18 protein-coding genes are annotated in these 21,447 nt (G+C 71.8%); 12 read left to right on the top strand and 6 right to left on the bottom strand.

Translation table 11 applies throughout. From position 1 onward, the window contains the following. Nucleotides 1–42 precede the first annotated feature (42 nt). The 5 genes from ACIHEI_RS04885 (at nt 43) to ACIHEI_RS04865 (ending at nt 7,276) form a co-directional block, all read left to right on the top strand. Nucleotides 43–1,941 carry an amidohydrolase gene (locus tag ACIHEI_RS04885; RefSeq protein WP_396605623.1) on the top strand — a complete coding sequence of 633 codons (1,899 nt, stop codon included), beginning with the start codon at nt 43–45 and terminating at the stop codon, nt 1,939–1,941. 101 nt (nt 1,942–2,042) lie between these two features. After that, nucleotides 2,043–2,738 carry a YoaK family protein gene (locus tag ACIHEI_RS04880; RefSeq protein WP_396605622.1) on the top strand — a complete coding sequence of 232 codons (696 nt, stop codon included), beginning with the start codon at nt 2,043–2,045 and terminating at the stop codon, nt 2,736–2,738. A 103-nt stretch (nt 2,739–2,841) separates the two neighbouring features. Then, a complete protein-coding gene (locus ACIHEI_RS04875; protein ID WP_396605621.1) occupies nt 2,842–5,574 on the top strand; it encodes an AAA family ATPase in 2,733 nt (910 codons plus the stop codon). A 128-nt stretch (nt 5,575–5,702) separates the two neighbouring features. After that, nucleotides 5,703–6,629, top strand: a complete 927-nt coding sequence (locus ACIHEI_RS04870) for a helix-turn-helix domain-containing protein (RefSeq protein WP_392945368.1) — start codon at nt 5,703–5,705, stop codon at nt 6,627–6,629. Nucleotides 6,630–6,742: 113 nt separating this feature from the next. Beyond that, a complete protein-coding gene (locus tag ACIHEI_RS04865; protein ID WP_396605620.1) occupies nt 6,743–7,276 on the top strand; it encodes a DUF2087 domain-containing protein in 534 nt (177 codons plus the stop codon). Nucleotides 7,277–7,463: 187 nt separating this feature from the next. Here the strand turns inward: ACIHEI_RS04865 and ACIHEI_RS04860 are convergent, their stop codons facing one another. After that, a complete protein-coding gene (locus tag ACIHEI_RS04860; RefSeq protein ID WP_396605619.1) occupies nt 7,464–8,300 on the bottom strand; it encodes a CPBP family intramembrane glutamic endopeptidase in 837 nt (278 codons plus the stop codon). 111 nt (nt 8,301–8,411) lie between these two features. Between ACIHEI_RS04860 and ACIHEI_RS04855 the strand changes: the two genes are divergently transcribed. From ACIHEI_RS04855 to ACIHEI_RS04845, 3 genes are all read left to right on the top strand, one after another. Next, nucleotides 8,412–9,653 (top strand): histidine kinase, encoded by a 1,242-nt coding sequence (locus tag ACIHEI_RS04855; protein ID WP_396605618.1) that lies wholly within the window; start codon nt 8,412–8,414, stop codon nt 9,651–9,653. Next, nucleotides 9,641–10,291 carry a LuxR C-terminal-related transcriptional regulator gene (locus tag ACIHEI_RS04850; protein WP_387859117.1) on the top strand — a complete coding sequence of 217 codons (651 nt, stop codon included), beginning with the start codon at nt 9,641–9,643 and terminating at the stop codon, nt 10,289–10,291. Before ACIHEI_RS04855 ends, ACIHEI_RS04850 begins: the two co-directional genes overlap by 13 nt. 118 nt (nt 10,292–10,409) lie before the next feature. Beyond that, entirely contained in the window at nt 10,410–11,132 is a 723-nt protein-coding gene (locus tag ACIHEI_RS04845) for an alpha/beta fold hydrolase (RefSeq protein WP_387635922.1), read from the top strand. Between the two features lie 7 nt (nt 11,133–11,139). On the opposite strand, the gene ACIHEI_RS04840 is transcribed toward ACIHEI_RS04845, so the two are convergent. The 4 genes from ACIHEI_RS04840 to ACIHEI_RS04825 form a co-directional block, all read right to left on the bottom strand. Further along, nucleotides 11,140–12,786: an MFS transporter gene (locus ACIHEI_RS04840; RefSeq protein WP_396605617.1), complete on the bottom strand. Its 1,647-nt coding sequence runs from the start codon at nt 12,784–12,786 to the stop codon at nt 11,140–11,142. Between the two features lie 212 nt (nt 12,787–12,998). Next, complete coding sequence (locus ACIHEI_RS04835) at nt 12,999–13,175, bottom strand: hypothetical protein (protein WP_396605616.1); 177 nt, start codon at nt 13,173–13,175, stop codon at nt 12,999–13,001. Nucleotides 13,176–13,260: 85 nt separating this feature from the next. Beyond that, nucleotides 13,261–14,757, bottom strand: a complete 1,497-nt coding sequence (locus ACIHEI_RS04830; RefSeq protein WP_396605615.1) for a nitrilase-related carbon-nitrogen hydrolase — start codon at nt 14,755–14,757, stop codon at nt 13,261–13,263. A 145-nt stretch (nt 14,758–14,902) separates the two neighbouring features. After that, complete coding sequence (locus ACIHEI_RS04825) at nt 14,903–15,487, bottom strand: hypothetical protein (RefSeq protein WP_396605614.1); 585 nt, start codon at nt 15,485–15,487, stop codon at nt 14,903–14,905. A 749-nt stretch (nt 15,488–16,236) separates the two neighbouring features. Here ACIHEI_RS04825 and ACIHEI_RS04820 point away from each other — a divergent pair. Beyond that, nucleotides 16,237–16,791: an NUDIX hydrolase gene (locus ACIHEI_RS04820; protein ID WP_396605613.1), complete on the top strand. Its 555-nt coding sequence runs from the start codon at nt 16,237–16,239 to the stop codon at nt 16,789–16,791. 21 nt (nt 16,792–16,812) lie between these two features. On the opposite strand, the gene ACIHEI_RS04815 is transcribed toward ACIHEI_RS04820, so the two are convergent. Next, nucleotides 16,813–17,958, bottom strand: coding sequence for a multiprotein-bridging factor 1 family protein (locus ACIHEI_RS04815; RefSeq protein ID WP_396605612.1), 1,146 nt, complete (start codon nt 17,956–17,958; stop codon nt 16,813–16,815). A gap of 432 nt (nt 17,959–18,390) precedes the next feature. On the opposite strand from ACIHEI_RS04815, the gene ACIHEI_RS04810 reads away from it, so the two are divergent. The 3 genes from ACIHEI_RS04810 to ACIHEI_RS04800 are packed head-to-tail and all read left to right on the top strand — an operon-like array spanning nt 18,391 to nt 21,418. Beyond that, a complete protein-coding gene (locus tag ACIHEI_RS04810; RefSeq protein WP_396605611.1) occupies nt 18,391–19,737 on the top strand; it encodes a hypothetical protein in 1,347 nt (448 codons plus the stop codon). 41 nt (nt 19,738–19,778) lie between these two features. Further along, nucleotides 19,779–20,495: a class I SAM-dependent methyltransferase gene (locus ACIHEI_RS04805; RefSeq protein ID WP_396605610.1), complete on the top strand. Its 717-nt coding sequence runs from the start codon at nt 19,779–19,781 to the stop codon at nt 20,493–20,495. After that, on the top strand, nt 20,492–21,418 hold the full coding sequence (locus ACIHEI_RS04800; RefSeq protein ID WP_396605609.1) for a glycosyltransferase family 2 protein: 927 nt from the start codon (nt 20,492–20,494) through the stop codon (nt 21,416–21,418). The genes ACIHEI_RS04805 and ACIHEI_RS04800 overlap by 4 nt, the downstream gene beginning before the upstream one ends. The last annotated feature ends 29 nt before the right edge of the window (nt 21,419–21,447 follow it).

The following is a 21,447-nucleotide window of genomic DNA, read 5'->3' as shown; positions in this document are numbered from 1 at the left end:
ACCACGCGCACCGCCCCCCGCACCGCCCGGAAGGGACCCGCCATGTCCACCATGCCCGTCGCCGGAATACGCCCCGGCACCCCCGCCCCCGAACAGCCCGCCGACCTGGTCGTCCGCAACGCCAAGGTGTTCACCAACGACCCGCGCCGCCCGCAGGCCACCGCGGTCGCGATCCGCGACGGCGTGATCCGGGCGGTCGGCGAGGACGCCGACATCGTCCCGCTGGTCGGCCCCGGCACCCGGGTGGTCGACGCGCTCGGCCGCCGGGTCGTCCCCGGCCTCAACGACGCGCACCTGCACGTCATCCGCGGCGGCCTCAACTACGTGATGGAACTGCGCTGGGACGGCGTCCGCTCGCTCCGGCAGGCCCTCGCCATGCTGCGCGAGCAGGCCGAACGCACCCCCGCCGGCCAGTGGGTGCGCGTGGTCGGCGGCTGGTCCGCCGACCAGTTCGTCGAGCGCCGGCTGCCCACCCTGGCGGAGCTGAACGCCGCAGCCCCCGACACCCCCGTCTTCGTGCTGCACCTCTACCAGTCGGCGCTGCTCAACAAGGCCGCGCTGCGCGCCGCCGGCTTCACCCGGGACACCCCCGACCCGGCCGGCGGCCAGATCGTCCGCGGCCACGACGGCGAGCCCACCGGCCTGCTGATCGCCGCGCCCGGCGCGCTGCTGCTGTACTCCACCCTCGCCAAGGCGCCGATGCTCGACGAGGCCGACAAGCTCGACTCCACCAAGCACTTCCTGCGCGAGCTCAACCGCTTCGGCCTGACCTCCGCGATCGACGCCGCCGGCGGCTTCCAGGCGTTCCCCGAGAACTACGGCACCGTCATGGAACTCGCCCGCCGCGGCGAGCTCACCCTGCGCATCGCCTACCACCTGTTCCCGCAGACCGCCGGACAGGAACTCGACGACCTCAAGCGCTGGATCGACACCGTCCGCCCCGGCGAGGGCGACGAGTGGCTGCGCCTCAACGGCGCCGGCGAGAACCTCACCTGGGCCGCCGCCGACTTCGAGAACTTCACCGAACCGCGACCGCAACTCGGCGCGTACGAGAGCGAGTTCGAGAAGGCCGTCCGGATGCTGATGGAGAACGGCTGGGGCTTCCGGCTGCACGCCACCTACGACGAGACGATCCGCCGCGACCTCGCCGTCTTCGAGAAGCTCGCCGCCGAAGGCCTGTTCCCGCAGGGCAACCGCTGGCTGTTCGACCACGCCGAAACCGTCAGCGGCGAGAGCCTGGACCGGATCGCCAAGCTCGGCGGCTCGATCTCCGTGCAGAACCGGCTGTCCTTCCAGGGCGAGGCGTTCGTCAACCGCTACGGCGCCGCCAAGGCCGCCGAGGCCCCGCCGCTGCGCGCCATCCTGGACCGCGGCCTGACCGTGGCCGGCGGCACCGACGCCACCCGGGTCTCCTCCTACAACCCGTGGGTCGCGCTGCACTGGCTGGTCTCCGGCCGCGCCCTCTCCGGCCGCCGCCTCGCCGCCGAGCACAACCGCCTCGACCGCGCCCAGGCCCTGGAGCTGTTCACCCTCGGCGGCGCCCGCCTCACCGGCGAGCAGGACGTCAAGGGCCGCCTCGCCGTCGGCAGCTACGCCGACCTGGCGGTGCTCAGCGCCGACTACTTCACGGTCGAAGAGGCCGACATCGCGCACATCGAGTCCGTGCTCACCGTCGTCGGCGGCAAGATCGTGCACGCCGTCGCCGAGCACGAGGGCCTGACCGCCGACCTGCCCGCCATCAGCCCCGAGTGGAGCCCCGTCGCCCGCTTCGGCGGCTACCAGGCCAGCCCCGCGCCCGGCCTGGCCGGCGCCCAGCAGGCCGACCGGGTGCTGGAGGCCGCCGCGTCCTCCGACGAGCAGTACGCCTGGCGGGTGGCCCGCGGCCGCGCCCTCCCCGCCTCCGGGCAGCCGGTGCTGCCGCAGGACCCCTGCTTCTTCTGACGCCCACTTCCCTCCGGGGGCATCGCCGCGCATGCTGCGGCGGTGCCCCCGCCCGCATCCCGCCCGCATCCCGCCCGCATCCCGCCCCAGGAGGCGCCACCGTGTCCACCCCCACACCGTCCGCACCGCCCACACCGCCCGCACCACCCACACCGCAGATCACCGACCGCCACCCGCTGGCGCTGGCCCTGTTCGGGCTCACCATGGCCAGCGGACTGATCGACGCCGTCAGCTACCTCGGCCTCGGCCACGTCTTCACCGCCAACATGACCGGCAACGTGGTCGTCATCGCGTTCGCACTGGCCGGCGCACCCGGCTTCTCCGTCGCCGCCTCGGTGACCTCGCTCGGCGCGTTCCTGCTCGGCGCCGTCCTGGCCGGCCGGTTCACCACCGGACGATCGACCGGCCGGCTGCGCACCGCGCTGGCCCTGGAGGTCGCACTGCACGGCGCGGCCGCCGCCGTGGCGTTCGCCTGGACCGTCGAGGGCTCCGCCGCCCGGTACGCGGTGATCACGCTCGGCGCGGTCGCGATGGGCATCCGCAACGGCACCGTCCGCGCCCTCGGCGTGCCCGACCTCACCACCACCGTGCTCACCCTCACCCTGACCGGCCTGGCCGCCGACTCCCGCCTCGCCGGCGGCACCGCCCCGCGCCAGCGCCGCCGCATCCTGTCCGTCGCCACCATGCTGGCCGGCGCGATCCCCGGCGCCGTCCTGGTCCTGCACGGCCAGCTCGCCTGGGCCCTGGTGGCGGGCGCGGCCCTGGCGGGCGTCACCGCGCTGCTCTACCGGGAGTGAGCCACATCAGGGGTGATCGCCGCAGGTCAGGGGTGCCGTTCCGAGGCCGGGAGGGGTGGGGATAGCCTGGGGCGCGGGGCGACTGGCGATGGAATGAGGAACGGTGGACGGCGGGCGGCTTCCCGGCCTGATCGGCCGGCAGCGGGAGACCGAACTGCTGACGGCGGCACTGGTCCAGGCCGAGGACGGCGGGAGCGGCTCCACCGTGCTGCTGCGCGGCGTCGCCGGGGTCGGCAAGAGCACCCTGCTGGCCTGGGTGGAGCGCAAGGCCCGCGAACGCGGCTTCACCGTGCTGCGCGCCGTCGGCACCGAGGCCGAGACCGACTACGCGTTCGGCGCCCTGCACCAGGTGTTCTGGTCGCTGCTCCAGCACTCGGAGGCCCTCACCGGCCACCAGCGGGAATCCCTGGAGAGCGCGTTCGGCGTCCGCTCCGGCACCCCGAGCGGCTTCGCCGTCGGCGCCGCCGCCCTGACCCTGCTGGACGAGGCGGCCCGCACCGCCCCCGTGCTGCTGGTCCTCGACGACCTGCACTGGCTCGACTCCTCCAGTGCCGCCGTCTTCGCCTTCCTGCAGCGCCGCGCCGCCCGACTGCCGGTGGTGATCGCGACCGGCAGCCGCCCCGGCGGCCGCTCCACGCGGATCTGGTCCGCCGAGGCCGTCGACCTCGGCGCGCTCCCGCCCGCCGACGCCGCCGCACTGCTGGACAGCTGCCGGCCCGAACTCGCCACCACCACCCGCGAGCGGGTGCTCGCCGAGGCGGCCGGCAACCCGCTCGCCCTGGTCGAGCTGCCCGGGCAGCTGGCCGCCGCCCAGCAGCGCGGCGTCGCCCCGCTGCCCGAGCTGCTGCCGCTCGGCGGCAGACTGGAACGGATCTTCGCCGAACGGCTCGGCGAACTGCCGCCCGAGGCCACCCGCCTGCTGCTGCTCGCGGCGCTCGCCAGCGGCCCCGGATCCGGCGCTCTCGTCCGCGGCGGCTGGCTGCGGGCCGACGACGGCCGGACCCTCGACGAGGCGCTGGCCCGGCTCGACGCGGCCGGCATCGCCCGGCTCGCCGAGAGCGGGGAGCTGGTGTTCCGGCACCCGCTGGCCCGCACCGCCGTGGTCTCCGCCGCCTCCGACGCCGCCCGCCGCCAGGCCCACCGCGACCTCGCCGAGGCGCTCGCCCCCGACGACCCGCGCCGCCTCGCCCACGAGGCCGCCGCCGCACTGCTGCCCGACGACGCCCTCGCACGCCGCCTGGAGACGGCCGGTCACGACCTCGCCGCGCGCGGCGGCGACGCGGAGGGCGCGCTGCTGCTGGAACGCGCCGCCGTGCTCAGCACCGACTCCCACGACCGCGCCCGCCGCACCGGCTGGGCCGCCGTGATGGCCGCCCGCGGCGGGCAGCTGCGGCACACCGCCGCGCTGGTACGGGAGTTGACCGTCAGCACGGTGCCCGCCGACATCGCCCCGTTGCTCGCGTACGCGGTGGTCTACGCCGACCAGAGCCACCACGTCGACTTCGAGTCCTCCGCCGCGCTGCTGCCCGCCGCCCTCGACGCGCTGACCGCGCCCGGCGCCGACACCTTCGGCGGGCTGCTCGAACAGATCTGGTTCAAGCTGCTGCTGGCCGCCGCGTACACCGACGACCCGTGGGCCTGGCGGGCACTGCGACGGCACCGCGCACAGGTCTCCGAGGCGGGCCGGCTCTGCCTGAAGGCCTGGACCGACCCCGGCCCGGGCACCGCCGACACCCTGCTCGCGTTGGCCCGCGACCTGCCCGCCGAGAGGGAGGCCGGCGTCGCCTGGCTGCTGCTGTGGACGGCCTGCGCGCTCGACTCCGCCGAGGGCGAGGTGTGGCAGCGCTTCGCCGGGCAGCACGGGTACGCCACCCACGGCTCGGTCGCCAAGGCCAAGGCCCACCAGGACTTCCTGCTCGGCCGCTGGGACCAGGCGGCGCTGTGCCGGCGCGAGGCCGAGATCGCCGACGAACTCGGCTACCACACCAACGCGTTGATGTTCCGCCAGTTCCTCGCGCACTTCCTGGCCGGACGCGGCGACGAGGCCGGCCTGCGGGAGATCGACGACGCGATCCGGCCGATCGCCACCCGGGCCCGGATGCGGTACGTGCTGGACCGGCTGACCCACCTGCGGGCCCTGGTCGCGTTCGCCCACCGCCGCCCCGACGAGGCGTACCTGCACCTGCGCGAACTCGCCACGCCCGGGCAGCCGGTCGCCGGTCCGCCCTGGCGGCACGCGCTGGTCTTCGACCTGGTCGCCGCCGCGGTGCTCACCGGCCGCCGCGACGAGGCGCTGGCGCACCTCGCGGCGGCGCGCGCGGCCGGCACCGCGGCGATCTCCGACCGGCACGCCTTGCTGTTCGCCGCCGCCACCGCGCTGGCCGCCGACGACGAGCAGGCCGAGGACGCCTACCGGGCGGCGTTCGCCGTCCCCGGCGCCGAGCAGTGGGTGTTCGACCTGGCCCGGCTGCGGCTCGCGCACGGCGCGTGGCTGCGCCGCCGCCACCGGCCCGGCGCCCGGGAGGCGCTGCGCGCCGCGCACCTCGACTTCGGCCGCCTGCGGGCGCTGCCCTGGGCCCGCTGGTGCGAGGACGAACTGCGGGCCGCGGGCGACCCGGTGGCGGTGCCCGCCGGCGCGCCGCCCGGGGACGCGACCGAGCTGACCTGGCAGGAGCTGCGGATCGCCCGGCTGGCCGCGACCGGCCTGACCAACAAGGCGATCGGTTGCCAGCTGCAACTGTCGCCGCGCACCGTCGGGACGCACCTGTACAAGGTCTTCCCGAAGCTCGGCATCACCTCACGGGCCGCGCTGGCCCACGCGCTCGACCAGCGCTGACTGTTCTCTCCGTGCACAGAGACCGGGCTCACAGCGCACAGGCACACTCGGTCAGTCAGATGACTTAAGCCGTCGCTCGGGTCGCGGAGCAGGCTCGCAGCAGGACCTCGGTGGAAGGAGGAAGTCGGATGACAGGGTGGATGGCGAACGGGTGCGTGCCCGGCGCGACGTGGCCGTGGCCGCCGGCCGCGACGGACCCGGCGTTCGCGGGGGCGTCGCCGGGCGAGCGGGCGATGCTGTCCCGGCTCGGCTACCTGCGGGTCGCGACGCTGGAGACGGCCGTGGCGCTGCCGCCCCGCCTCGCGGGCCGGTACGCCTGGGGCGGGCAGGAGCCGATGGTCGGCATCGGGCTGCAACTGGCCGGCGAGTGCATGATCACCCAGGACGGGCAGCGGACGGTGCTGGGCCAGGGCGAGTTCGTCCTGTACGACACCGCGCGGGCGTACGTCATCGAGTACCCGAAGCCGTCCCGCGCCCACCTGTTCCACCTGCCGCGACGGCTGCTCGGCGTCCCCGAGAGCGAACTGCGCCAGGTGACGGGCACCCCGGTGACCGCCGACGACGGGTTCGGGTCGGTGCTGCTGCCGTTCCTGCGGACGCTGGGCGACTCCGCGCCCTCCTACACCACGCCGGTCGCCGACCGGCTGGCCGGCAGCGTCGCCGACCTGGTGGGCACGATGGTCGCCCAACTGTCCGCGACGCGGGCCACCGACGACGCCCGCTCCTCCAACGGGCAGCTGGTCCGGCGGATCCGGGAACACATCGCGCGCAACCTCGGCGACCCCGGCCTGTCGCCGGAGACGATCGCCCGGGCCCACCACATCTCGCTGCGCTACCTTCACCGACTGTTCGAGGGCGAGGGCGTGACGGTGAGCCGGCTCATCCTGCGGTCCCGGCTGGACGCCTCCGCCCGGGAACTCTCCCGGCCCGGCCCGCCGGTGGCGGCGGTCGCGCAGCGCTGGGGGTTCGTCAGCCCCGCGCACTTCAGCCGCGCCTTCCGGACGGCCTTCGGCGTCTCGCCCCGGGAGTGGCGCGCCCAGCGCACCGGGGGCTGACCGGCCGGGGCGACATTAATCGGTTCGGCGTCGAACTCGGCTGCGGGTACGGTGAGTTGCGGCCGTTGTTTCCGGCCGGGACCACGCAGCTCCGGAGAGGACGCGTTCCCCGCATGACACCCGACCAACTCGCCATCCAGCTCGCCGACCCGATCCAGCGCCGGGTGTTCGCGGCGGTCGCCCTGGGCGCGACGACCTCCACCGAGATCCTCACCGCCTCGGCCCTCACCGCCCCCGACGCCGCCCCGGCCATCGGCCGACTCGTCCGGGCCGGCCTGCTCGTCCAGGGCCGCGGCACCGTCGCCCTCAACGAGGACGCCCTCACCGCCGCCGCGGACACCGCCACCCGCCGCCTCGCCGACGAGGCGGCCAGTGACCAGCCCGACCCGAGGCTGCGCGGCCACATCCGCGGCGGCACCCTGGTCGACCTCCCCGAGGAGGACCCCGAAGCCCGCCGCGCTGTCCTCGGACACCTCGCCGCGACCACCTTCGCGCCCGGCGACGAGTACGACGAGCGAACGGTCACCACCCGCCTCCAACCCTGGTGCGAGGACGGCCCCCTGGACGCCGTCTCGCTGCGGCGCGCCCTCGTCGACGCCGGCCTGCTGACCCGCGAGTCCGGCCGCTACCGGCTGACCGCCGGCTGAGGGCACACGTCCCGCCCGGGGCTGCTCGGTTCGGCTCGGACCAGCCGGTCCTGGGCTTCCCAGTGAAGCGTGGGGCGCCTTCGTGGCCGCCGCAGCCGCCGGGCGCTTCGGCGAAGTCCGAGCCCGTACCGACCGGCCCGGAGACCCCACTGCCCAGCCGGGCGGCGGGGTCTTGGCATGCTGCGGTCTATGCCTCCGTGCGACGGCGGTGGGCCAGCCAGGCTCCCAGCACCGCCAGGGTGGTTGCGGGCCAGGTCGTGATGCTCAGCGGGCCGGCGAGCAGGGGGTCGACGAGGCGGGCGGAGACCTCGTGGGTCAGGGGGAGGGCGAACTCGTTGAGGGAGATGTGCGTGGCGACGGCCGCCCAGACCGAGCCGGTGGCGAGGCGGACGGTGGCGATCACGGTGCCGAGCAGCATGGCGGTCACTACGGCGGCGGGTATGCCGAGCAGGACGGAGTGGCCGGGGTAGCTGCCGCCGAGGGCGGTCATCGGGACGTGCCAGGCGCCCCAGATCGCGCCGCCGATCAGCAGGCCGCGCGTTCGGCCGTAACGGAGCAGGCGGGGCAACAGGTAGCCCTGCCAGCCGAGTTCCTCGCCGAAGTACAGGGGGACGGACACCAGGGCGCTCAGCGCGAGCGGGGCGAGGGTGGCGGGGCCGGGCAGGTGGGCGGGGGAGTACCAGCCCGCGAGGGTCGACAGGGTCAGGCCGGCGGCGGTGAGGCCGAGGGGGATCGTCAACGCGACTGCCACGGAGCGGAGTTCGTGGCGCCAGGGGGTGGCCCGGGCGAGTCCGAGGATTCGCGCGGCCGCGCGCGGGCCGTGGTGGCGGGCGGTGAGGCCGAAGGCGGTCAGGGCCGGGACCAGCATCATGAGGATCATGCACAGCGCCGCGAGCGGTGGCGTGCCCTGTGCGGCGTTCGTCCGGCGGAGGCCGTCGAGCCAGAGCGGGACCATGGCGAGCCATGCCCCGGCGAAGCTGATGGCGAGAAAGGGAAGGAGGCCGGAGGGTGGGGTCGGTTTCATGGAGGGGACGCTACGAACCGAGTGGTGGCCGGGGCGATCGTGCAGGCTCGTCGATCGATGGTGTAGCAGGCACCACTGTGCCGGGAGGGCCGGACGGGAAGACTGGCCGCCGTGAACAAGTTGTCGAAAACGCTTGCGGTGGCCGGTCGTTCGGCGCGGGCCGCCGGGTACTGCGCGGCCAGCTTCGGCTGCGGGCTGGCGCTGATCGTGCTGGTGCCCGTGCTGGTCTACTCGTCCGTGCTGTGCCTGGTCGGGCTGGGTCTGCTGGTCCTGCCGTACGAGTTGCGGCTGCTGCGCCGGCTGGCCGACGTCGAGCGCGACCGGCTGGGGCGGTGGGTGGCGCCGGTGGCGAGGGCCGGGGTGCACGGGCGGCGGCGGCTCATGGTGATGCTGTCGGATCCGGCGACCGGCCGGGATCTGCGCTGGGCACCCGGGACGATGGTGGCCGGGACGGTGCTCGGGCTGCTCGGGGTGGCGCTGTTCCTGTTTCCGGTGGCGGTGTTGGTGCTGGCCGGGCTGTGGTGGCTGTTCCCGGCGGAGGAGCCGATCAGGCTGATTCTGGATGCTCCGATCGACAGTTGGGGATCCGCGATCTATGTCGGCGTGCCGCAGTTCCTGCTGGCCGTGCTGCTGGCGCTGTTCGGCCCGCCGCTGGTGGCGGGGGCGGCGGCGTCCGTGAGCCGGTGGCTGCTCGCCCCCTCGGCGGCCGAGGCCCTCGCCGAACGGGTGGCGACGCTGGACCGGACGCGTACCGGCGCGATCGACGCGCACGGCAGCGAGCTGCGCCGGATCGAGCGCGACCTGCACGACGGCACCCAGGCCCGGCTGGTGAACCTGGCCATGCAACTCGGGCTGGCGGAACGGACGTTCGGCATCGACCCGGCGGCGGTGGGCCCGCTGCTGACCAGGGCGCGGGAGGGTGCGGAGGAGGCGATGGCCGAACTTCGCGACGTGCTGCGCTCCGTCTACCCGCCGATCCTCGCCGACCGGGGCCTGGCCGGCGCGGTCGCGGCGGTGGCCGCCCGCTGCGCCGTCCCCGCCACCCTCGACGTGGGCGAACTCGGCGACGTACCGGCGCGGATCGAGGTCGCCGTGTACTTCGCCGTCACCGAGGCGCTCACCAACGCGGCCAAGCACAGCCGGGCCGAGTCCGTGTCGGTCACCCTGACCAGAACGCGCGCGGCCGTCCGCGCGGAGGTCGTCGACGACGGCCGGGGCGGGGCCGCCGAGGGTGGCGGCACCGGGCTGCGCGGGATGCGGCAGCGGGTGGAGGCGGTGGATGGCGCGCTGCGGGTGCAGAGCCCGCCCGGCGGACCGACCGTGATCACCGTGGAGTGCCCGTGCGCATCCTGATCGCCGAGGACAACGCGCTGCTCGCGCAAGGGCTTTCCGCGCTGCTGGGGGCCCTCGGCAACGAGGTGATCGGCACGGTCGGGGACGGCGAGTCCTTCGTCGCGGCCGCCGTCGCCCACCGGCCGGACGTGGCCGTGGTGGACGTCCGCCTCCCGCCGAGCTTCACCGACGAGGGCATCAGGGCCGCGCTGCGGGCCAGGGAACAGGTGCCCGGTCTGCCGATCCTGGTGCTCTCCCAGTACGTCGAGGACACCTACGCCCGGGAGTTGCTCGCCGACGGCACCGGCGTCGGCTACCTGCTCAAGGACCGGGTCGCCCGGGTGGACGACTTCCTGGAGGCGCTGCACCGGGTGGCGGCGGGCGGCACCGCGCTGGACCCGGACGTCGTCCGGCAACTGTTCGCGACACACGGCAACCCGCTGTCCCGGCTCACCGAACGCGAACGCGAGGTGCTCGCGATGATGGCCCAGGGGTACGGGAACTCGGAGATCGCCGACCGCCTGGTGGTCACCGAGCGGGCCGTGCACAAGCACGTCGGGAACGTCTTCGGGAAGCTGGACCTCCCGCCGGAGGACAGCGGAGACCGCCGCGTCCTCGCCGTCCTCACCTACCTCGGCGCCCCCCGGCGGCCGGGGTAGGGCGTGGCTGGGCCGGACGGCGTGCGCTGGCGGAACAAGCGCGGCGGGCGCGGATTCCTAACCTGGGGCCTTCCCCTGCGGGGGACGTCAACTGCCAACCGATTCCGAGGACTTCGTCATGACCGAGAACACCACCCCTACCGTCGTGCTGGTGCACGGCGCCTTCGCGGACGCCTCCAGCTTCGCCCGGCTGATCCCCGAACTGCTCGCCGACGGCCTGAACGTGGTGGCACCCGCCGGGCCCAACCGCAGCCTGACCGGGGACGCCGCCTACCTGGCGTCCGTGGTGCGGCAGATCCCGGGGCCGGTGGTACTGGTCGGGCACTCCTACGGTGGCGCGGTGATCACCGTCGCGGGGGCCGAGGAGAACGTCAAGGCGCTGGTGTACCTCGCGGGTTACGCGCTGGAGGAGGGCGAGAGCCTGGGTGAGCTGCAGGGACGTTTCCCGGCCTCCGAGCTGGCCGAGGCGCTGGTGTACACGCCGTTCCCGCTGGACGGCGGCGGCGAGGGCACCGATGTCTCGGTGCAGGTGGACCGGCTGCCGGAGATCTTCGCCGCGGACGTGGACCCGGCGCTGGCCCGGGTGCTCGCCGTCTCCCAACGGCCGCTGGCCGCCGCCGCGTTCGGCGAGAGTGCGCCGAACGCGGCGTGGCGGACCAAGCCGTCCTGGGGGATCGTCGCCGCCGCCGACCGGACCATCAACCCGGAGGTCGAACGGTTCGGCTACCGGCGGGCCGGGATGACCACCGTCGAGCTCGACACCTCGCACCTGATGATGCTCTCGCAGCCCGCGCAGGTCGCCGAGGTGATCCGCGAGGCCGTCCGGTCCGTCACCGGCTGACCGTGCGTCACAGCGCCGCCCGGGCGGTGATGGCGTGGGTCACCACCGGCTCGCCCGTCACCAGCGCCCGGGCGGTGCGTTCGAAGGCGTGGTCGACGCCGGTCCAGCGTTCGTGGTGCTGCGCGCAGTGCTCCGCCCAGGAGGCCACCGTGAACACCTCGACGAACTTGGTGGGTTCGGCCCCGTCCTGGTACAGGCCCCAGCTGACCGCGCCCGTTCGCCGCCGGGACGCCTCGACCTCGTCCATCGCCCGGACGAACGCCTCCGCGCCGCCGTCCGCCACCCGGTACTCGACGGAGACCAGCACCGGCCCGTCGGCCGCGGCGGGCTCGACCGTCAGCCGCGGCTCCGGCCAGCTGTCGGACAGCGACGGGTCCACCTCGGCGTCCAGCAGCGGGAGTTGACGCAGGGAGAGGGCGCCCAGGGCCAACAGCGCGGCCGGGACGGTCAGCGCGACCAACAGGCCCGCGTACTGGGCTAGTTGGCCCCACACCAGGGCGCCCAGCGCGTTGCCGCCCTGGAAGACCAGCAGGTAGAAGGCGACCGCGCGGGCCCGCACCCAGTTCGGCAACTCCAGTTGCAGGGCGGCGCTCAGGGTGGACAGACCCCAGATCCAGGCCGCGCCCGCCCACACCAGCGCCAGGCTCACCAGCACGGTGTTCCCGGCCAGCGCCACCACCAGCAGCGCACCCGCCGTCAGCAGCCCCGACAGCGCCAGCACACCGTTGCCGCGCAGCCGGGCACTCAGCTGCGGCAGCACACCCGCACCCGCCACCGCACCCACCCCGACGGCCGCCAGCAGCAGGCCGTACCCGGACGAGCCGAGGCCGAGGCGCTGCACCGCCACCACCGGCAGGAGCGCCCACAGCGCCGCCGCGCCGGGCACGAACAGTGCGCAGCGCAGCAGGATCCGCCGCACCCCCGGCGCCCGCCGGACGTACCGCCCGCCGGCCCGCAGCGCCGCCAGCGCCTGCTCGCGCTGCCGCTCGCGGACGGGCGCCTGCTCGTCCGGGAAGCGCCGCAGCAGGACCAGCAGAATGCCCAGGAACGACAGCGCGTTGAGGGCGAACGTCCAGCCCACGCCGGCCGCCGCGACCAGCAGGCCGCCCAGCGCGGGGCCGACCGCGCGGGCCACGTTCATGTTCACCGCGCCCAGCGCCGACGCCTGCCGCAACTGCTCACGCGGCACCAGACTGGGCTGCACCGCCTGCCAGGCCGGGCCGTTCAGTGCGGAGAGGCAGCCGAGCAGGAAGGTCAGCAGCAGCAACTGCCACGGCCCGAGCACCCCCAGCAGCGCCAACACCGCAAGGACGGTGGCGACCGCCGCCATCGCCGCCTGGCCCACCAGCAGCAGCCGGCGGCGGTCCACCAGGTCCGCGAGGGCGCCGGCCGGCAGCGCGAGCAGCAGCACCGGCAGGCCCGACGCGACCTGCACCAGCGACACCAGCCCCGCGCCGTGCCCGACCAGCAGCCACTGCGCGCCGACGGTCTGCATCCAGCCGCCCACGTTCGAGACGAACTGGGCGATCCAGAGGGCGCGGAAAACCTTCTCCCCGAACGGCGCCCAGGCGGACTCCTCGCTCGTACTGCGTCTCATCTGCACCAGGCCCTCGGCTCGTCGGGTGGCGGGCGCGCCCGGCTCGGGGCGGCCCATGGAGCCGCCGAGGCTAGTTCGGGTGCTCGCGTCCGGCTGTCCGCTGCGTGCCCCGGCGGTGGTCCGAGACCGCACAGCCGCTGTTCAGCGCACAGCCGCTGTGTGGTCCGGCGGTGGTCCGAGACCGCACAGCCGCTGCTCAGCGCGCAGCCGCTGTGTGGTCCGGCGGTGGTCCGAGACCACACAGCCGCTGTTCAGCGCACAGCCGCTGTTCAGGCGACCGGCGAGCCCAGCAGGCCCAGGCCGCGCGCGGTGGCCGCCACCACCACCCGGTCGCCCTCCACCAGCACCCGGCCCGGAGCCGGCGACCGGAGCAACTGCGGCCCGCCGGGGCTCGGTCGGGCGAGATCCGGGCTGCGCAGCGCCGCCGCGGTGCCCGGAACCGTCACTGCCTCTCCCACGCTTCCCCCGTCGCGTCGCCAGGCCCGCTCTCTGCCGGGCCGTCCGTACGCACACCCCGCCGGAGTGGTCGCTTCAGGCGCGACGGCGGGTCAACGCGGTGACGGCCAGGGCGGCGACGGCGGCCAGGCAGAGCCAGGCGAAGGTGTCGCCGATCCGGGCGTACACGGTGGTCGCGCCGTGGACAGGGAGCTGGGCGACCACCGTCTGCTGATCGGAGCTGAACCAGTCGGCCGTGGCCAGGACGCGGCCCCGGCTGTCGAACGCGGTCGAGACGCCCGACTCGTCCTGGCGGACCAGGGCATAGCCGTTCTCGACCGCCCGCAGCGCGGCCTTCTTCGTGTGCGCGCCGCCGTACTCCCGCCAGTCGTGCGAGGGCACCAGCATCAGATCCGCGCGGACCCGCATCAGCGCCGGATAGTCGGCGTCGTAGCAGATCACATCGGCGATCCGCCCGTACGGGGTGTCGGCGACCGGCACCCGGCCGTCACCCGGCGCGAACCGCTCGGAGCCCGGGATGGGGTGCGCCTTCTGATACGTCCACAGCACCGCGCCGTTGGGGTCGATCAGCAGCGCCTCGTCCTGGTCGTGGGCGGAGCCGGCCGTGCTGTCCACCCGCAGCCCGAACTCCAGGTAGACGCCCGACTGCCGGGCCGCGTCCTGTGCGGCGGCGATCACCGCGTCCGCGTGCGCCTCCTGCGTCCGGACGGCCTCCTCGGGCCAGACCACGATCTTCGCGCCCGCAGCGGCCTCCCGGCGGGTCGAGGCCAGCAGGTCGCTCTCGACGGCGTCCGTGATCGGCGTTGTTTCAGACGCGGGCGCTTCCCTGAACTGAACGTTCTCGCCCGCGAGTTGCTCGAGCGCGGCCTGCTGGGCCTCCGTCACCGCCCGGCTCGGACTCACCCCCGCCACCCGCACCGTCGCCCCGCCCACCGGGTCGGTCGCCAGCCGCGCGCCACCCGCCAGCAGCACCGCCACCAGCACCGACCCGCACACCACACCACTGCGCCACGACGGCCACCGACGGACCCGCAGGACGGTGGACGCGAACCACCCGACCAGGAAGCCGACCCCGTACGGGCCGGTCACCGAAACCACCTGCAACAACGGCAAGTTGTCGTACTGCGTGACCGCCAGCGAACCGTACGCCGTGCCGAACGGCGACAACACCGTGATCAGGAACTCGCCCGCCGCCAACCCGGCCGGAAACACCAACGCCGCCTGCCACGGCCGCAACCGCCCGATCAGCAGCCGGTCCGCCACGAACGGCACCGTCTGAATCGCCGCCAACCCCGCCGCCCCCGCCACCACCACCGGATTGAACCCGATCGCCGACTCCCACACCCAGAACACCGCCGCCCCGACATGCGCCAGCCACATCCACAACGCCCCCCACCACACCCCGGACCGCCGCGAGAACGCCAGCAACAACACCGGAAACACCCAGGCCAGCGCGGCAACGTCCCACCGCCCACCGACCGCGAACAGCATTGCCGCAGTACCGGACAGAAGCAGGGCGGAGCGGCTGCGCCACCACGAACGAACGGATATTTCAGAGGAGTTGGAGGTCATGGAAAACGACGCTAGGCGCCCGACCCACCCCGGCACCTCGGCCCGAACGGCGAGACTGCGGGCCGCCGCGCAACTATCGATGCACACCCTGCGGAGGACCCCCGAATTGAGGGGTCAGGGTGGGGCTATTTTTGTGTTCGCGCTGTTAATCGCCCGCCGGCTCTATCTGTAGGCGCATTCCTTCGTAGACTTCTCGGAGGTCCCGCGCATCGGAAATTCTGCGCGCTTCTACTGCTCTGACGACTTCGAGGGCGCGCCAATGGTTGGATGGCGCTACTCGGCCAGACAGCATGGCGTGCTGTGCCGAATCACATGCCTCATCCAATCGATTAGTGGCCACCAGGGAGAGCGCCAGGTCGATATTGGCCGATGCCATCCGGCGAGGCCATTTTCGAATGTCCTCCGAGGGCGAGAGCCGCGAAATCACTTCTCGCGCATATGCTTCGGCTGCCGGATCGCCGAGCCATGCGAGCGTGGTCGCCGCATAGGCGAGTGACTTGGCTGGGTCATATTGGAAATGATGTTCCGGCTGATTTGGAGTACCCATCGCGGTGGAAAGCGCTTGTACTCGGTCTATTGCGGCATAGGTTTCGGTCGGATAGCCCAATCGCGCAAATGCTCGCCCCTGCTGTGCAAGGGACTGGATTTCAACCGAACTTCCGGCAGGCGCCAACTGTTGAGCGGTCTCGCTAAGGGCTGCTGCCTCGGAGTAGTCGCCGTTGGTGAGCACCCGCCAAGCGTCAGTTTCAAAGCACCAAGCCTGAATTTCTGAATTTCCGGCATGCCGCGCCAGGGTCGCCGCCGTTCGCAGTCTCGCCGCTGCTGCGCCTTGCTGGTTGAGGTCAATGTGCAGAGTTGCGCTGGCGCGTCCTGACCAAGCTCCGCATGAACGCCCGGCACGCGACAGCCCTGCTGCGAGCCCTGCTCGTGCTGACGAACGCCGAAATTTCCCGCTGACGGACGATCACCAGCCCGAGCATCCCACCCCCGACCCACACCAGCCCCGCGACCTGCAATTTCAGGTTGAAACCGACTCAATGCCGGTAGGCGTGGACCTCGCGCTGGTGGAGCAGTGAGGTGTGATGCTGCTTTGCGTAGAACGCCCTGCCGTCGCTACTGATCACGCAGTAGACCGCGGAGCCGGTCGCGTCCAGGAGCAGTTGCGTACCCGCACGATGTCCGGGCAGTGCGTGTGCGCCAGGGCAGCCAGATCGCTGGGGAGAACATTCCCCAGCTCTGCGGTGCGGTATCGCTTCAGCGGTGGTGTTGGGCTCCAGCTGGACTGGTGTCGTTCGGGCCTCTGTGGTGCCATGGCCGATCGTGTCTCCTACGCCTGTGTAGGCGGTTCCCCGATGACGCCCTGCGCACTCTGGCGATCACCCACGGACGAGGCTGGTTCAGATGCGCTCGACGTGTGCCGCCCACTCGACAGGTGTGGTCAACTATGCCCACTGCCGCCTTCCCAGGATGTGATTGCTGATGAGCACTCAGGCCGATGGGCTCGAGCCGTGGAAGATCTACGGTGACCGCGTCGTTTATGACAACCCATGGGTGCAACTGGCGCTCGTGGACGTTGAGCCGCCCGGTGTGACGCGCTTCGAGCATCACGTCGTGCGGTTGAAGCGCGTGGCCATAGCCGCGGTGCTGGATGCCGATGACCGCGTGTTGATGCTCTGGCGGTACCGATTCGTGCCGCAGTCCTGGGGCTGGGAGCTTCCCGGTGGCATCGTCGATCCCGGGGAGGACGGTCTGGGGGCAGCTCTGCGCGAGGTCGAGGAGGAGACCGGCTGGCGACCGGATCGCCTCGACCACGTGGTTACGTTCCAGCCGATGATCGGCATGGTGGACTCGCCGCACGAAGTGTTCGTCGGTCAGGGGGCGACACTCGTGGGCGCGCCCGATGACGGTGAGGAGACCGGCCACGTCGCGTGGGTGCCGATGTCCGAGATCCCGATGCTCATGGCGGAGGGGAAGCTCATGGGTTCGGGAACCTTGGTGGCGCTCCTGCATGTCCTGGCTTCCCGTAGGCAGTGACAGCTGGGGAGCGAGTCACCCTCATCGCGATGCTTCGAACTTTCCGACCAGTTGGTCGATTCGGGCGCGTTGGCGGGCTGACCCCGTGCGGTTGGCCAGGAGCCGCGCCTGACGTAGGTGGTTCATGGCCTCGTTCTGTTCCTCTCGGGCGAGGTGGGCCTGGGCGAGATCGCAGTGCAGGCCGGCCGTCGCTCGCGTGAAGGTTGCGTCCATTTTGCCGAGCGCGTCGTACAGGTCGCTCATCGCGGCGTCGTCGCCCAGGCGGGCGAGGACGTTACCCCGCCACCGGGCCAGGTGGCCGTCGTTGAGGAAGATGCTCAACATGTCTGGGTCTCGGTCTGAACTTCCGGCGGGGAGAGTGGCCGCTGCCAGGTCCAGGGACCGGCGGCAGGCTTCCGTCTGGCCGGCCTGAGCGAGGAGTTCGGCTTCGGCAGCGTGCAGCCATGCAGCCAGCCGAGGGGAGGCGTTGCTGCCGACGGAGCGGTGCGCTTCCTGGACGAGCTGTACGGCGAGATCACTCTTTCCGGCAGCCGACAGCACATACGCCTGCTCGGCCATGGCGTGCGCCAGGTACATCGGTTCCTTCGCCTCGGCGGCGGCTCTCTTGCCCAGTTCGTAGTGGCGCCAGGCTCGTTCCGTGGCACCGACGTCGAGTGCCTGCCACGCCGCCAGTGTGGCTGCCCCGGCGAGTGCCCGAGCGATGGGCTCCCTGGTGGCCGGCAACACGGCGAAGGTCAGCGAATCTTCCAGGGCTGTCAGGTGTGCCTGCATCTGGTCCACCAGCGCGGCAGCGCCCATCTGGCGGTCCACCGTGCGCAGGAGCTCGGTCTGGGCCATGAAGGTGTCCACCATGCCGAGGCTGAGGCTGTGCGCCGCTTCGATGCGGCCGACCAGTTCGTCGTAGCCGTCAACGGTCGGTGGTTGGCCACCTGTCGCGCCGCTGCCGAGAAGTTCTCGGTCGGTGAGCCCGAGCAGCGCGCGAAGCACTGAGGCGTACATAGGGTCGATCGGTCGGCGACCGTTCTCCCACTCCGAGACGTAGACGCGCAGGCTCGCTGTCGAGGCGATGTCGAGGAGATGCTGACGGGCGTGCCGCTCCATCTCGTGGACAAGCCGCTCCTGCGACCAGCCCCGCTCCTTCCGAGCCTGCCGCAACTGAGCTGACACTCCTCGGCCCACCCCTTGATCGTGCCAGCTGATGCGTCCTGGCCGTGTCGCCGCAGGTCAGAGAGGGTTAACTCGCAGACGTTAGGGACGGTTGGCTACCAGCCTGGCGCTCAGTCAACTTCCATTGTTCCCACGCTAATCAATGAGCTGCTCGCCGGTCCAAAGTTCGTCCGGATCCCCTCAGGCGGCGGCACGTTGGAGATCACTCACCAACGCCACCGATGCGTGTTCGGCAACATCCCGTCTGCTTCGGAACGGCCCCGAGCAGTGACAGCACGAATGGGAGCAATCCGGATGAGAACCGACTCTCGAACGTCTCAGGTGACAGCGCCCCTGGGCCCCCGGCACCCGGTCCTCCGCTCTGTCGAGGAGCCAATGGGGCGATCTGCCGTTCGCGAGGCCCGCCCCGCTGCACCTCGGTCCAACCTCGTAGTGGTCGGCTTCGACGAGATCGTCGCGAACAAGTACCTGCGTTGCATCAGCGACGCGATCGAGGCCGGCTATGTCGACTCGTACTCCATCATCGACCTGGAATCGGAACGGTCGACGATCGAGGAACGCATCCACGGAGTCGACCTGAAGCCCCGCGAGGTCGTCTACCTTCCCGAGGCGGGCAGCGGCGCCACCGCGCTGCAGAGGCAGCCCGAACTGATTGGGGCCGCGATCGGGCAGCTTCGCCTGCCTGAGCTGCCGATGAAGGTGTACATCGCGACCGAGGTGCGGGCGCACGAAGCCTATCTGCGCTACTGCGTCGAGAACGGCATAGATTCGCTGGTGGAGAAGCCGGTCTTGGCTCCGTTGGTGAACGGCCGGTTCGCGCCGGCCCGGATCACCGAGGTCATGCAGGAGCTAATCGCCCAGGCCGGTCGTACCGGCGCCAACCACTCCGTGATGACGCTGAGCCGGTACCACCGCATCTACAACGGGGAGTTGCTGCGCTCGCTCGAGGAGCGGGTTCAGGAATGGCAGGCCCCCGTCACGTCATTCCACCTGCGTGCCGCCGGCGGGGTGTGGAACCTCCAGCACGAGTACGAGTCGCGGGACGATCACCCCTACCGGTACGGCTACGGGATGGTGATGCACGGCGCGTACCACTACATCGATCTCGCCGTCCAGTGCCTGTCCCTCAACAAGCTCGTGTTTCCGGACCGCCGCTTCAAGCTCGAATTCAGCTCGTTCGGCGCCTTCCCGACCGACCAGCACCTCCGGATCCCGAATCCGACCGCCAGCCGCTTCGAGGACGGGAGCCCGCGCTGGTCGTACGCCGAGACCGCGGCGCGCTCCTTCGGCGAGACGGACATCACCGCCACGTTCCGGCTGGTCGATGTCGCGTCCGATCGGACACTGACCGTCGGGACGCTGTCCTTCGAGCAGACGACGCCGTCCATCCGCAGCTGGCAGGACCTCCCGGACGACGTCTACAACAAGAACGGGCGCACTTCGAGCGTCGACCTCGAAGCTCAGCTGTCGACCCTCTACTCCGCACACGTCCACTGCTACGACGTGCCCCGTGGGCAGAACGCGGACAAGATCGACGCCTTCGCTCGGCTGACTACGCGAGCGAACGCTTCTCTGCTGCCGAATGAGCGGTACACGTCGGTCAACACGTTCGACGGGTTGTTCCACAGCGACAGCAACAGGCAACTCATGGAGAACTGGCTGCAGGGGACCGAGAACAGGAGCTCGCTCTCGGCACACCTGCTGCCGATGAAGGTCACCGAGGCGTTGGCCTCCTCTCTGCTCACGCCCGGCCGGGCCGTCGAGATCGCCGAGTTCTAGGCGCTTGTCCTCGCTCGTCCCTCAACCTCAGGTGGTGCCCCTTGTCTGTACAGCACTCGAAGGCGTCGCTTCGCGCCTTCTACGCAGAAGCGTTACGGAACGGCCGGAGCACCAGCGAGAAGCTGTGCGCTCCCGTTCCGGCACGCTTCCTCGCCCTTCTGGCATCCCTCCCCGCGGACACTCCGCGTCGCGCTCTGGACCTCGGGTACGGCGCCGGGGCGTACACCATCGCCCTGGCCGAGGCCGGGTTCACTGTCATCGCGGTGGACCAGGCGCCGGCCGAGTCGCTGCTTCACCGGCTCCTGGCGCACGAGGACCTGGCGGAGCGGGTCACCGTGGTGGAGTCCCTTCTCGAGCAATACGTGGTTCAGGAGGACTTCGGCCTGCTCGTAGCGAAGGACGTCCTGCACTACCTGTCACAGCACGACGTCGAACGTCTGCTTACCGGGGCCGTCCGCAGCTCCCGATCGGTCAACCTGCACTACCTGGAGATCTTCACCGCGATCTCCCGGACGGACGCCCATGGCGGGCAGATCCACATCGAGGGCGAGGCCCGGTACACGCCGGACACCCTCGGCCGCGCGCTGGAGCGAATCTACGACGGCTGGGACGTCACCGTGCGCTGGGACGACCACACCGAGCAGGACACGCGCTCGGGGCGCAGCTACTTCGAAGCGACTCGCGCGACCGTCGTAGCATCGCGCAGGTTCCCGGCTCCAGTCGGCACCGCGGCCATGAGCGGAAGGGAGACAGCATGACCATCGCGGATTCTGGAGGTATCAGCTTCGTTGTCCCCTGCCACAACGCGGGCGACTACCTCATCGAGACCGTGGAGTCTGTTCTCGAGCAGCCGCTTCGACGCCCGTACGAGGTAGTGATCGTGGACGATGGGTCGGACGACGCGTCGACCCTGAAGGCCATCGACGCCTGCGCCGGGATGTCCGGCGTGCGCCTCATCCGGCTCGCCCAGCGCCAAGGGCACCACGTAGCCAGGAACACCGGCGTGGCAGCCGCGCGGATGGAGTACGTGATGCAGGTGGACGCCGACGACAGGCTGGCCACCGACCCGTACCTCCTGAAGGAAGGGTCCTATCCGGACCGGGCGGCGGAGATCCTCGAGGCTGATGCCGATACGGCCTTCGTACACACCATGTCGTGGATGATCGGTGCCTTCGAGGGGTTCACCATCTCCTCGTACCCGTGCCGCGAAGACCTGGTGGTGCGTAAGCACCACGTCCCGACGTCGATACTCTGCCGACGGGCCGACGCTCTCGAATGCGGGCTGTACGACCCGAAGGTGCTCAAGTGGGGAGACTGGGCCTTCGCGGTCAACCTGCTGGCAAGCCGGCACAGGCGAGGGGTGGGCAACACCATCCAATGCGTCGCCGGGCCCTTCTACGAGTACCGAGTGCACTCACGGGTCGAGCGAGTGTCCGACGCGACGGTCTCGGAGCTCGACATGACTCTCCTCGTCGTGGAGAAGAACCTGGACTTCTTCCGGGACCGCCTGGACCGGAACGACGGGGCTGCCGAGATCGCCCGCGACCTGCTGGGTCAGAAGCCGACACGCCTCGACGACCTCCTGCACATGGCGAACTTCGATCTCCACCAGGCTCAGATCGTCGCGGAGCAGCGTGAGTTCTCTCTGTCGAGCCCGTACGAGGCGCTGGGAATTCCGTAGGAGTCGCCATCGGGAGCCTGCTGTAGAGG

It is taken from the genome of Kitasatospora sp. NPDC051984 (genome assembly GCF_044593455.1).
Lineage (GTDB): Bacteria > Actinomycetota > Actinomycetes > Streptomycetales > Streptomycetaceae > Kitasatospora.
Note: the sequence above shows the minus strand (reverse complement) of the source record. Positions and strands in the feature narration are given on the sequence as shown.

Coding starts and splice junctions, on each gene's coding strand:
- ACIHEI_RS04845 (WP_387635922.1), top strand. CDS start 10,410: ATGACCGAGAACACCACCCCTACCGTCGTGCTGGTGCACGGCGCCTTC.
- ACIHEI_RS04885 (WP_396605623.1), top strand. CDS start 43: ATGTCCACCATGCCCGTCGCCGGAATACGCCCCGGCACCCCCGCCCCC.
- ACIHEI_RS04800 (WP_396605609.1), top strand. CDS start 20,492: ATGACCATCGCGGATTCTGGAGGTATCAGCTTCGTTGTCCCCTGCCAC.
- ACIHEI_RS04870 (WP_392945368.1), top strand. CDS start 5,703: ATGACAGGGTGGATGGCGAACGGGTGCGTGCCCGGCGCGACGTGGCCG.
- ACIHEI_RS04830 (WP_396605615.1), bottom strand. CDS start 14,757: ATGACCTCCAACTCCTCTGAAATATCCGTTCGTTCGTGGTGGCGCAGC.
- ACIHEI_RS04840 (WP_396605617.1), bottom strand. CDS start 12,786: ATGGGCCGCCCCGAGCCGGGCGCGCCCGCCACCCGACGAGCCGAGGGC.
- ACIHEI_RS04860 (WP_396605619.1), bottom strand. CDS start 8,300: ATGAAACCGACCCCACCCTCCGGCCTCCTTCCCTTTCTCGCCATCAGC.
- ACIHEI_RS04820 (WP_396605613.1), top strand. CDS start 16,237: ATGAGCACTCAGGCCGATGGGCTCGAGCCGTGGAAGATCTACGGTGAC.
- ACIHEI_RS04865 (WP_396605620.1), top strand. CDS start 6,743: ATGACACCCGACCAACTCGCCATCCAGCTCGCCGACCCGATCCAGCGC.